The 10,389-nt window shown below is 64.9% G+C and carries 11 protein-coding genes; 5 read left to right on the forward strand and 6 right to left on the reverse strand.

Annotated elements, in window-relative coordinates:
• Position 1 precedes the first annotated feature (1 nt).
• Both GEMMAAP_RS06880 and GEMMAAP_RS06885 read right to left on the reverse strand, forming a co-directional pair.
• Positions 2 to 880, reverse strand: coding sequence for an MBL fold metallo-hydrolase (locus GEMMAAP_RS06880; protein ID WP_082821129.1), 879 nt, complete (start codon positions 878 to 880; stop codon positions 2 to 4).
• Positions 881 to 903: 23 nt separating this feature from the next.
• On the reverse strand, positions 904 to 1,593 hold the full coding sequence (locus tag GEMMAAP_RS06885; RefSeq protein WP_026850374.1) for a Crp/Fnr family transcriptional regulator: 690 nt from the start codon (positions 1,591 to 1,593) through the stop codon (positions 904 to 906).
• A 337-nt stretch (positions 1,594 to 1,930) separates the two neighbouring features.
• Between GEMMAAP_RS06885 and prfA the strand changes: the two genes are divergently transcribed.
• From prfA to GEMMAAP_RS06910, 5 genes are read left to right on the forward strand one after another with little or no spacing between them, the layout of a single operon-like run.
• Positions 1,931 to 3,001, forward strand: a complete 1,071-nt coding sequence (gene prfA, locus GEMMAAP_RS06890; RefSeq protein ID WP_043581353.1) for a peptide chain release factor 1 — start codon at positions 1,931 to 1,933, stop codon at positions 2,999 to 3,001.
• Positions 2,998 to 3,879, forward strand: a complete 882-nt coding sequence (gene prmC / locus GEMMAAP_RS06895) for a peptide chain release factor N(5)-glutamine methyltransferase (protein ID WP_053334353.1) — start codon at positions 2,998 to 3,000, stop codon at positions 3,877 to 3,879. The genes prfA and prmC overlap by 4 nt, the downstream gene beginning before the upstream one ends.
• Positions 3,880 to 3,927: 48 nt before the next feature.
• On the forward strand, positions 3,928 to 4,278 hold the full coding sequence (locus GEMMAAP_RS06900) for a YlbF/YmcA family competence regulator (RefSeq protein ID WP_026850376.1): 351 nt from the start codon (positions 3,928 to 3,930) through the stop codon (positions 4,276 to 4,278).
• A 13-nt stretch (positions 4,279 to 4,291) separates the two neighbouring features.
• Positions 4,292 to 5,020, forward strand: a complete 729-nt coding sequence (gene tmk, locus GEMMAAP_RS06905; RefSeq protein ID WP_053334354.1) for a dTMP kinase — start codon at positions 4,292 to 4,294, stop codon at positions 5,018 to 5,020.
• 15 nt (positions 5,021 to 5,035) lie between these two features.
• Positions 5,036 to 6,685 carry a S41 family peptidase gene (locus tag GEMMAAP_RS06910; protein ID WP_075071454.1) on the forward strand — a complete coding sequence of 550 codons (1,650 nt, stop codon included), beginning with the start codon at positions 5,036 to 5,038 and terminating at the stop codon, positions 6,683 to 6,685.
• A gap of 27 nt (positions 6,686 to 6,712) precedes the next feature.
• Here GEMMAAP_RS06910 and GEMMAAP_RS06915 read toward each other — a convergent pair whose 3' ends face one another.
• From GEMMAAP_RS06915 to GEMMAAP_RS06930, 4 genes are all read right to left on the reverse strand, one after another.
• Positions 6,713 to 7,390: a LolA family protein gene (locus tag GEMMAAP_RS06915; protein WP_082821131.1), complete on the reverse strand. Its 678-nt coding sequence runs from the start codon at positions 7,388 to 7,390 to the stop codon at positions 6,713 to 6,715.
• 150 nt (positions 7,391 to 7,540) lie between these two features.
• Complete coding sequence (gene aroF / locus GEMMAAP_RS06920; RefSeq protein ID WP_026850378.1) at positions 7,541 to 8,566, reverse strand: 3-deoxy-7-phosphoheptulonate synthase; 1,026 nt, start codon at positions 8,564 to 8,566, stop codon at positions 7,541 to 7,543.
• A 20-nt stretch (positions 8,567 to 8,586) separates the two neighbouring features.
• Positions 8,587 to 9,345 carry an MBL fold metallo-hydrolase gene (locus GEMMAAP_RS06925; RefSeq protein ID WP_026850379.1) on the reverse strand — a complete coding sequence of 253 codons (759 nt, stop codon included), beginning with the start codon at positions 9,343 to 9,345 and terminating at the stop codon, positions 8,587 to 8,589.
• Between the two features lie 9 nt (positions 9,346 to 9,354).
• Positions 9,355 to 10,389, reverse strand: a complete 1,035-nt coding sequence (locus GEMMAAP_RS06930) for a flagellar hook assembly protein FlgD (protein ID WP_145979035.1) — start codon at positions 10,387 to 10,389, stop codon at positions 9,355 to 9,357.

Here is a 10,389-nt window from a genome sequence, read left to right on the forward strand (position 1 = left end):
GTTACGCCACGCCCAGCGACAACCCTTCCCACGCCGCCAGCAGTCGCACCGTTCCGCCTTCACGCGACACGAATTCGCGGCATTCGTCGAGCATGCGTTCTACCGTTTCATCATCGCGATCGGGATGATGATGAAAGAGCACCAGCGTGCGCGCGCCGCACTCCATGGCAAACCGCGCCGCCTCGAGATTGGACGAATGCCCCCATCCCACATGGTTGGGCAGCTCATCGTGGCGGTAGGTGGCATCATGCACGAGAATGGGCACATCCCGCACAAAGTCCGCCAGCCGGCGCCGCCACTGCACAATGGACTCGGCCCCGTTGTGATAGGCGAGCTCATTGTCGGGAGCATATGCCAGCAGCGCACCAGCGGCATCATCCAGTCGGAAAATGGCAGCTTCACCGGGATGACGGGCGACAAACCGATGCACCGAGAGCTCGCCGGCGCGCGGTGACTGGCAATCATCCCATTCCGTGATGTCCAGCCGGGTGGTTACGCCTGCGACATACGGGAACATGGGCGGCGACAGAATGGAGGTCGCGAATTTTTCCAGCGACACCGCTTCGCCATCACCGCAGCAGATGTTCAGGCGCTGTCCATTGAACAGCGGAGCGAAGTGCGCCAGCCCCAGCACATGATCGCTGTGGCGATGGGTGAGAAAGAGATGCAACGGGCCGCTGTATCCAGTGGCCACCAGATGTGCGCCCAGCGCCCTGATGCCGCTGCCTGCGTCCAGAATGACAATTTCGCCGTCACGCGCGCACAGTTCCACGCACGGCGTGTTGCCCCCGTACCGCACGGTACGGGGGCCGGGAGATGGACACGTACCGCGGGTGCCCCAGAATCGAATGCGAGCGCGTGGAGGGACGCTGGACGCCATGCGGGGAAACTAGTGACTGCGCCTTACAAGCGCGGGCGCGCCCGCGCTTCCAGCGCCGCGCGATCGGTAATCGTCACAATGCGACGCTGCACGCTGATGATCTGCTTCTCCTGAAACTCGGCCATCGCCCGCGACACGGTTTCGCGACTGGCGCCAATCATCTGCGCCATGGTCTGGTGCGTAAGCTGCTTGACCAGAGTGGCCGGCTCGCCCGGCGTGGCGTGCTCCAACAGCACCTTGGCTACGCGTCCCGGGACATCCAGCAGGACCAGGCTGCCAATGGTGCCGTCTGCCTGGCGCAGCCGGCGCGACAGCTCCACCATGAGCCCCCAGGCCACTTGCGGGCTCTGCTCCACCTTCCGGCGGAAGTCGGTCCGACGCAACACCAGCAGGCTGGAGGCCTGCGTGGAGACCACATGGGCCGAGCGGGGCCGGCCGTCAATGAGGGCCAGTTCGCCAAAGTGATCGCCCACGTTAAGCACGTTCAGAATGACTTCCCGGCCATCCTCGCCCGTCAGGACCACCTTCACCTCGCCGGAGCGCACCACGTAGAGGGCATCGCCGGCGTCCCCTTCGGAAACGATCATGGCCCCCTTGGCGAACTTCTGTTCCCGGGTGAGCTCTGCAAAGCCGCGCACGGCCATGCGGTCGAGCTCCCGGAACAGGGGCACGGTGGAGAGAAAATCGGTTATGCGGTCGAGAGAAACGCTCATGGTAGGCGGAGTGAAGCGCAGCGGTGGTGTACCGAACGTGACCATATTCTATCACCTCTCCTGGTGTATCTTGCGCGAGGGCGTTCGGGACGCCAACGGACGATGACCTGTCCGACGGCGGTCCCGGCGAGAGCGGCTTTCAACGAACCCCGTGGAAACCGAACTGGGTGCCTTGTGCCGGGAATCCTCCCCTGCATGAGCAGTACCAAAGGGGATTCCCGCTACCACCGGTTCGGTCCGCCCTCAGGCCAAGCCCGTCATCTGGTGCGAAGCCTAACCATGCCCGTCACATGCCCGCTGTGACTGATATCACGAATTTCATCCCTGTCCTCGTTCCATGCTGACCCATCTTCGCGACCGCATGGCTGATGCACTGCGCCGCGCCACCGAAGTGGAGCAGCTGCTCGCCGACCCGGAAACCACCAAAGACACCCCGCGCCTGGTCGAACTAGGGCGCGAGCACCACCGCCTGGCCGAGGTCGTGGTCAAAGCCAACCGGCTCAATAAGGCCGAACTGGAGCTCGCTGACGCCCGTGAGATGGCGAACGGCGATGACCCGGATTTTGTGGCCGAAGCGCGTGCCGAGGTCGCCCGGCTGGAAACCGAGGTGGAGCAGTTGCAGAAGGCGTTGCTCCCCCTGCTCATTCCCCGTGATCCCCTCGACGACCGTCCAGCCATCGTGGAAATCCGGGCCGGGACGGGAGGTGATGAAGCCGGGCTCTTTGCCGGCGATCTGCTGCGCATGTATACCCGGTTCATTGAACGCCGGGGGTGGCGCACCGAGACCATTTCCTACTCCGATGGCACCATGGGTGGCATCAAGGAAGCGGTGTTCAAGGTCGTGGGCGATGGCGCCTTTGGTGTGCTGCGCTGGGAAAGCGGTGTGCATCGGGTGCAACGGGTCCCTGCGACCGAATCGCAGGGGCGCATTCACACGTCGGCCGCCACGGTGGCCGTCTTGCCGGAAGCCGAAGAAGTGGACGTGAAGATTGAAGACAAGGATCTGCGCATCGATGTCTTCCGCTCCTCAGGCCCCGGTGGTCAGAGTGTGAATACCACCGATTCGGCAGTGCGCATTACGCACATCCCCACCGGCATTGTGGTGTCGCAGCAGGACCAGAAGTCGCAGCTGCAAAACAAGGCGAAAGGCATGGAAGTGCTGCGCTCCCGTCTGCTGGACCTGCGGCTCTCCGAACAGGAAGCCGAACGGTCGCGCATGCGAAAGTCGCAGGTCAGCACGGGCGACCGGTCGGCCAAAATCCGCACGTACAATTTCCCGCAGGGGCGCGTGACCGATCACCGGGTGGGGGTCACGTTGTATGACATCGACGGGGTGATGAACGGCGAGATTGGACCGTTCCTCGACGCCATTCAGCTGGCGAACGCCGAGGAGAGTCTCGCCGGGTGACGTTGCGCGACGCGGTCAATCGCGCCGTCGCGCTGATAGCCGAGTGCGCCGCGTTGGAGGCGGAGGTGCGGCGCGATGCGGCACGGGAAGGGCGCCTGCTCATTGCCGGGGTGTTGCACCTCTCACCGGGCGGGCTGGCGCAGCGGCTGGTGGTATCGCCAGCGATGCTGGCGGCCGAAGGCGAGGCCATTGAACGGGCGCTGCACCGTCGGCTGCGGGGAGAGCCGTTGGCCTATACCGTGGGGACCGCACCGTTCCGCGATCTCGTGCTGGAGGTGGACGCCCGTGTGCTCATTCCCCGTCCGGAAACCGAGGTGGTGGTGGGGGAAGCGCTGCGGGTCACGGCCGCGTCGTTAGGGGGCACGGCGGTGGATGTGGGCACCGGATCGGGCGCCATTGCGCTGAGCCTGGCAACCGAAGGGCACTTTGACCGAGTGATTGCCACTGATGTGTCTTCGGATGCGTTGGAGGTGGCCGCGGGGAACTCCACGCGGGTGTTGGGGAAGGCGTCCGCACCCGTCGAGTTCCGTCTGGGGGCCGATCTGGCCCCGCTGAAAGGGATCCGCGCCCGTGTGATTGTCTCCAATCCTCCGTACATTGCGTACGAAGAGGCGGAGGCGTTGCCGCGCAGCGTCCGCAATTGGGAGCCGCCGCTGGCGCTCTTCGCGGCGGACCATGGCATGGCGCGCTACCGGGCGCTGCTGCAGGGCGGCCGGGACGTGCTGGAGCCCGGCGGCTGGATGGTGCTGGAGCTTGATGCCAGTCGGGGGCCGGCAACGGCGACCATTGCTGAGCAACAGGGGTACGAAGCGATAGAAATCAGGCAGGACTATTCAGGGCGTGACCGGGTGTTGCTGGCGAGGGCGCCGGGACGGTAACGCGGCAGGACTCACGCAGGACACTTCGCGGCCGGGGAGGCCGGATTCATGCTCGAAGACAAGGCGAAAGATCTTGGCCGTTCCATTGGCCAAAGCGACGAATACAAGGCCGTGAAGCGCTCCAGCGAAGCGTTGAACAACGATCGCGAAGCCACGACGATTCTCCGCCAGATGGAGAAGATCCGTCAGGATGCGCAGGCCATGATTGACCGGGGCGAAGAACCGACCGGCGACATGGAGCAGCAGCTCGACGCGCTCCTGCAGCAAGTGCAGGTCAACTCGGCGTACCAGTCCGCAATTTCGGCGCAGGACAACTTCGACAAGCTCATGTTGCGGGTGAACCAGTGGATTGCCGACGGCATCCGCACGGGTGCTACCAGCTCCATCATCCTTGGTTGAGTTGTCCGGTTCCGTGACGCAGGTACACGCTCCGGTGCAGAACAACGACGATCCCGTCACGCCACGAGGGCTCTTCCTGGTGTTCGAGGGGGGAGAAGGGGTTGGCAAAACCACCCAGTGGCACCGGTTGGCGGACACATTGCGGGCGGTCGGCCACGATGTGGTGGCGGTGCGCGAACCTGGCGGCACCGCCGCCGGTGACGCCATTCGTTCGCTGCTGCTCGACCCCACGTCGGAGTTGGCGGCAGAGAGTGAGGCGTTGCTGTTCGCGGCATCGCGGGCGCAGCTGGTGCGTGACGTGATTGCGCCGGCACTGCATCGTGGCGCCATCGTGCTGGTGGACCGCTTCCTGTTGTCCACCTATGCCTACCAGGGGGCAGGGCGCGGGTTGCCCATGTCCTCATTGCAGGCGGTGAATGCCTTCGCGACCGGTGGCATTCGTCCTGATCTCACGCTGTTGCTGTCGGTGCCCCTCGATATGGCGCAGGCGCGTCAGCAGGCCCGCGGTGCATCGGATCGTATGGAGCAGGAAGATCTCGCCTTTCACCAACGCGTGCGGGCGGCGTTTGAAGTGGCCCTGACCGCTGCCTGGGAGGGGGAGCATCCGGAGGTGGGGCCGGTCGTCGCCATTGGCGCGGATATGCCCGTGGATGTGGTGACCGTGCGATGCCTGGAGGCGCTGGTGGCCCGCTGGCCGGAGCGATTCACCGCGGCCGCGACCGCGGCACTGGCCGCCATTTGAGCGTGGTGACTTTCCATGTCTGAATTACTGCCCGACGCCCCACGTCATCCCCGCCGCGGCCTCCGCGCCCTCGTGGCCGGCATTGGTTTTGGCGGGCTGTTGGGGTTGGGGAGCTGGTGGTCCGGTCGTGACCTTACGGCGGCCACGCAGCCTGCCCGGGCGCCACTCGGTGGCGCACGCCTGTTTGATCAGGTGGTGGCGGCGGTGGCCCAGAAGTATGTGGATTCCCTGCCGGCCGACTCCATCTATGCGAAGTCGGTAGCCGGCATGCTGAATGAACTCGAGGATCCGTTCACCTCATTCCTGACGGAAGATCGTGTGCGACGGCTCAGCGAGCAGATGAACGGCACGTTCTCGGGGATCGGCCTGCAGATCGATATTCGTGACGGTTGGCCGGTGGTCATTGAGCCGCTCATAGGCGGTCCCTCCGAACGGGCCGGTGTGCTGGCGGGCGACCGCATCGTGCGCATTGGGAAGGAAAGCACCAAGGATCTTGATCGCGAAGAAGTGTTCAAGCGCCTGCGAGGGGTCACCGGTTCATCGGTCACGTTTACGGTGGCGCGCGGCGATCAGAAGCAGGACTTCACGCTGGTACGTGACAAGGTGCATCTCCGAGCGGTTCAGCGCGTGACGTTGTTGCAGAACGGGACCGGCTACGTGGACGTGAATGTGTTCAACGCGTTCACAGCCACGGAATTGTCGGCCGCCATCGATTCGCTGGTCCGTCAGGGGGCGCGCTCGCTGGTGATGGATTTGCGCGGGAACCCCGGCGGGCTGCTTGAACAGGGCGTCGCGGTGGCGGATCTGTTTCTCGACCGCGGGCAGAGCATCGTCCAGTTGCGCGGGCGCGCCGGGACGCCGCCGCAAACGTACACCGACTCGCAGCCGCAGCGCTGGCCAACCTTGCCGGTGGCGGTGCTCGTCGATCGCTCAAGTGCGAGTGCCTCGGAGATCGTGGCCGGGGCGCTGCAGGATCATGATCGCGCCGTCGTCCTCGGTGTCACGAGCTTCGGGAAGGGGAGCGCTCAGAACGTGTATCCGCTGTCCAGTGGCGGGGCGCTTCGGCTCACGATTGCGCGGTGGTACACCCCGGTGGGACGCAGTATCAATCGCCCGCCCGAGCGCAATCCGGATGATGACGTGGAGCCTGATACGGTCGGCGTGTCGTTGCCCGACACCATTCGACCGCGTTTCCGCACGGACGCCGGGCGCACGGTGTTTGGCGGCGGTGGCATCACGCCCGATGTGATCGTCGGCGACAGCGTGACGCCGCTGCCAGTGCAGGCGCTGGCGCGAGCCATGGGGAAGAATCTGGGGGCGTATCGCGATGCACTCAGCAAGCTGGCCCAACAGCGGAAGCGCACCATGAATACTCCCGGCGACGCCGTGACGCGCGAACTGCTGGATGCTCTCTATCTGGACCTGATCGCGCGCAGGGTGGCGCCGCCGCGCACGGTGTTTGATGCGGCTGGCCCGTGGATTGCCCGCTCATTGGGCTATGAGATGACCCGGGTCGCGTTCGGTGGCGAAGCGGAATTCCTGCGCCGCACGCAGGATGACGCCACGCTGCAGCGCGCCTCACAGATTCTCATGAGTGCGCGCACCCCACGCGATGTGTTCGGGAATCTCGAACGCCGCGCCGTCACCGTGCCGGCCACGCAATAACGCGCACCGAGCCAGGCGAAGGGGGCGTTACGCGCCGGGCAGCTTGGTGGACACCTTGGCGCCCTTGGGCACCTTGAAGGCAAAGGCATCCTTGGGCAACGTGGCGTCAGGGCGCCAGGTGGTGAGCGTGATTGTTCGGTCCACGCCCTGATCATCAATCACCTGGACACGCACCGGGCGCGGCTCCTTGTCATCCAGCCACAGCGTGGCTTTCTGAAAGGGCACGGCATCGGGATCGCGCGGCAACAGTTGCACCCGCCGAGTGGCACGGCCATCAATGATGACCGCCTCGCCCCCGGAAATCACGAACGCACGCTTCGGCGTGTCGAGCAGCTGACCCAGCAGGTCGGCCACAATGGCGCCGTCGGCATCGCCGGGCAACTTCAACACCTGCCCCGGGGCACTGCTGGGCAGATACACCCACAGCGTCTTGCCGTCGCCCACAATGCGGTCGCCGGCAGGCTGGGTAAAGGTGATGGACACCTTCCCCGGCCGCTGCTGATGGAAGACCCCCTTGGACATGGCCGTGCGGCCGATCACCGGGTTGGTGATCTTCTGCTCGAAGTTGGCTTCGAGCGTCCGGGTGCCACTCCACGCCTTGGCCACGCGGTCGTACGCCGTCTCGGCGCCGGTCTGGGCGACGAGCGGCGTGCTGAGGGCCATCGTGATGGCCATCACGCGAACGATCGTTGATTGTGTCGTCATAGAGTCACATACCCGCTGGTTGGCCGCAGGTGCCGACGTGCCTGATCGGACGAGGAGTGGAGGTGATGAGGTGAGGAGCAAACTGCATAAGTGTTCTCCTCACCTCTTCACCTCCTTGGCTCCCTCGATCTGGCACTCGGCCGTGCGCTATCAGATACTGGTAATGCTGCGGCCAATTGCACTGGCAATTGTGCGCAGCTGCTTCACGAGATCGGTAAACTGATCGGGATACAGCGACTGCGCGCCGTCGGAAAGCGCCTTGTCGGGCGTGGGGTGCATCTCCACCAGAATGCCATCGGCACCAGCGGCCACGGCCGCACGCGCCATGGGCGTGACCTTGTCGCGCAGCCCGGTGCCGTGACTGGGGTCCGCGACAATGGGCAAGTGCGACAGCTTCTGCACCACGGGAATGGCGGTCAGATCGAACAGGTTGCGCGTGGCACTGTCAAACGTGCGCACGCCGCGCTCGCACAGGATGACGTTGGGATTTCCTTCCGACAGCACATACTCGGCGCTGAGCAGCAGATCGTTGATCGTGGCCGCCATACCACGCTTGAGCAGGACCGGCTTCTTGAGCGTGCCCACGTGACGCAACAGCGAGTAGTTCTGCATGTTGCGCGCGCCAATCTGGATGCAGTCGGCATACTCGGCCACGAGATCCGCGCCGCGTTCATCCATGGCTTCGGTGACAATGGCCAGCCCTGTTTCACGTCGCGCCAGGGCCAGCAGTTCCAACCCCTGCTTGCCGAGTCCCTGGAACGCGTAGGGGCTGGAGCGCGGCTTGAAGGCGCCGCCCCGCAACGCCACGCCACCGGCGGCCTTCACCTGACGCGCGGCGGTGAGAATCTGCTCCTCGGTTTCCACCGAGCACGGGCCGGCGACAATGGGAACCTCGCTGCCACCAAAGCGCACCCCCGGGGCGATTTCCACGATGGTCTGTTCCGGCTTCCACTCGCGCGACGCCTGACGGAAGGGCTTCTGCACGATGAGCACACTGGACACGCCCGGCAGCCCTTCGATGTACGACCAATCCACCTTGGCGTCATCGCCAAGGAGACCGATCGCCGTGCGGACTTCGCCCGGCAAGGGGAGGGGCTTGAAGCCCTGACGCGTAATTTCTTCGCAGACCCGATCGATGTCGGCGGAAGAAGCGTTGGGCTGCATTACGACCAGCATGTCACGTCCTCGGAAAGACTCTAAAAGTCGATGAACCAGCCATCGGTGGCACACACCGTTGGACCGGAATAATGCTCCGCCACTTCAGCCGCGATGTTCACGGCCTCCACCGGCGGATAGAAATGGGTGAGCACCAGCCGCCGCGCGGCGGCCTGTGCTGCCAACGCGCCGACCTGTCGTGGGGTGAGATGCTCACGAATGGCCATCGTGTCGGGCAAAGAACATTCGGCGAGCAGCAGGTCACAGTCCCGTGCCCACGCGCCCAGCGATTCGCTTACGCCGGTGTCGCCGGTGTACACAAGCCGCCGCGTTCCTTCACTGACGGAATATGCTACGCTCTCCGCGGTATGTGGTACCGCACAGGCGTGCAGGGACACGTCGCCCGGCAAGCGAATGACCTCGTCCGGACTCATGTCCCGCACGGTGAGCGGGAAGCCGGGGGCCAGCAGCCAACCGCCGTACACCGCGGCCATCCGCTCCAGCAGGGCGCCCGTCCCCAGCGGGCCGTAGATGGTGACCGGCGCACTCCGCGGCGGCAACTGCCCCCACCGCCATCCCATGATGAGCAGCGGCAGGTCGGCAATATGATCGGCGTGAAAATGGGTGAGGGCCACATGCGTGATGTCACTCCACGCCACGCCAAGATTGGCCATCCGATGGACGGCCCCACTGCCGCAGTCGAGGAGCAGGCGCACTTCACCGGCTTCCACCAGATGCGCAGACGCCACGCGCGAAGGATGCGGCGCGGCGGTTCCGGTGCCAATGGTCGTTAGTCGCATCGGGGTGGGCTATCGACCCTTGAAGACAATGCGCCGGAACGTGGGTGCTCCGTTGTTCGCGCGGAATCGTGCGAGGTACACACCAGGGGCCACCGTGCGTCCATCCGTGGCCGTACCATCCCACACGAAGCGGTTGTCGCAGTTGCTGGATGCCCCGGGTGCGCCACGGCCGTATCGTCCGGGTTCAAAGTCCTGGATTCCATCGTTTCCCGGTACCACGGTGCGCACGAGATTGCCGCGCAGGTCCAGCACATCCAGCGACACCTTGGCGCCGTCGCTGCCCACATCAAACCAGAAGCAGGTGGCGAAGGCCACTGCCGATGGAAACGGATTGGGGAAGTTCTGGTACAGCAGCGTCGTGGTGGGGAGCAGCGGATCCGTGATGACAAACGTGGCCTGACTGTACACCCGGATCGATTCCCCATTGGGCAGAATGGCGCGCAGATTCCAGCGATACGAGGCGTTGGCTTGCAGGTCGATGGCGGGGCGATAGGTGGAGTCACGCAGATTGGTCACCCCGACTTCCGGTCGCCCCACGTTGAGAATTTCCAGGTCATAGCGCCATGGCCCGGTCGCGGCGGTCACCGGCGCACTCCTCCAGACAAACAGAGGGCGTCGGATATCGTATCGGTTCCCCTGCGGAGAGTTGGGCTCCACGAGCGTGAGCCACGCTGGCACCACACGCGCCCCAGAGCTCTGCGACTGCGCCTGCGGCCCGATGAAGGAGCGGGCGCCGACCCGCCAATACACCGTGGCCTGACTGGGCAACGGGCGGGTGATCTGCACGGTGAGTACGCTGTCTGGTGAATTGAAGGTGCTGTCGAGCACCAGCACCGAAAAATCCGACGTGGTCGCCACCTGCAGGTTGTATTGAATGGGGCGTGATGGCCCCAGTCCGATGGCTCGCACCTGAAGCGTCGGCGTGAGCGACGGCAGCACCGTTTGCGCGGGGCCGTCCACAATCACCGTTTGCGCCAGTAACGCCGAAGGGGCGAGTCCGGCTGCCAATGTGTGCAGCAGAACCGCCCCCCAGGGACGCACCAT

The organism is Gemmatimonas phototrophica, from assembly GCF_000695095.2.
Classification (GTDB): Bacteria; Gemmatimonadota; Gemmatimonadetes; order Gemmatimonadales; family Gemmatimonadaceae; genus Gemmatimonas; species Gemmatimonas phototrophica.

What these genes read in the sequence shown, in the direction of transcription:
- GEMMAAP_RS06880 (WP_082821129.1), bottom strand. Translation starts at nt 880, where the DNA reads ATGGCGTCCAGCGTCCCTCCACGCGCTCGCATTCGATTCTGGGGCACC.
- GEMMAAP_RS06885 (WP_026850374.1), bottom strand. Translation starts at nt 1,593, where the DNA reads ATGAGCGTTTCTCTCGACCGCATAACCGATTTTCTCTCCACCGTGCCC.
- prfA (WP_043581353.1), top strand. Translation starts at nt 1,931, where the DNA reads ATGCTGACCCATCTTCGCGACCGCATGGCTGATGCACTGCGCCGCGCC.
- GEMMAAP_RS06900 (WP_026850376.1), top strand. Translation starts at nt 3,928, where the DNA reads ATGCTCGAAGACAAGGCGAAAGATCTTGGCCGTTCCATTGGCCAAAGC.
- GEMMAAP_RS06910 (WP_075071454.1), top strand. Translation starts at nt 5,036, where the DNA reads ATGTCTGAATTACTGCCCGACGCCCCACGTCATCCCCGCCGCGGCCTC.
- GEMMAAP_RS06915 (WP_082821131.1), bottom strand. Translation starts at nt 7,390, where the DNA reads ATGACGACACAATCAACGATCGTTCGCGTGATGGCCATCACGATGGCC.
- aroF (WP_026850378.1), bottom strand. Translation starts at nt 8,566, where the DNA reads ATGCTGGTCGTAATGCAGCCCAACGCTTCTTCCGCCGACATCGATCGG.
- GEMMAAP_RS06925 (WP_026850379.1), bottom strand. Translation starts at nt 9,345, where the DNA reads ATGCGACTAACGACCATTGGCACCGGAACCGCCGCGCCGCATCCTTCG.
- GEMMAAP_RS06930 (WP_145979035.1), bottom strand. Translation starts at nt 10,389, where the DNA reads ATGGTGCGTCCCTGGGGGGCGGTTCTGCTGCACACATTGGCAGCCGGA.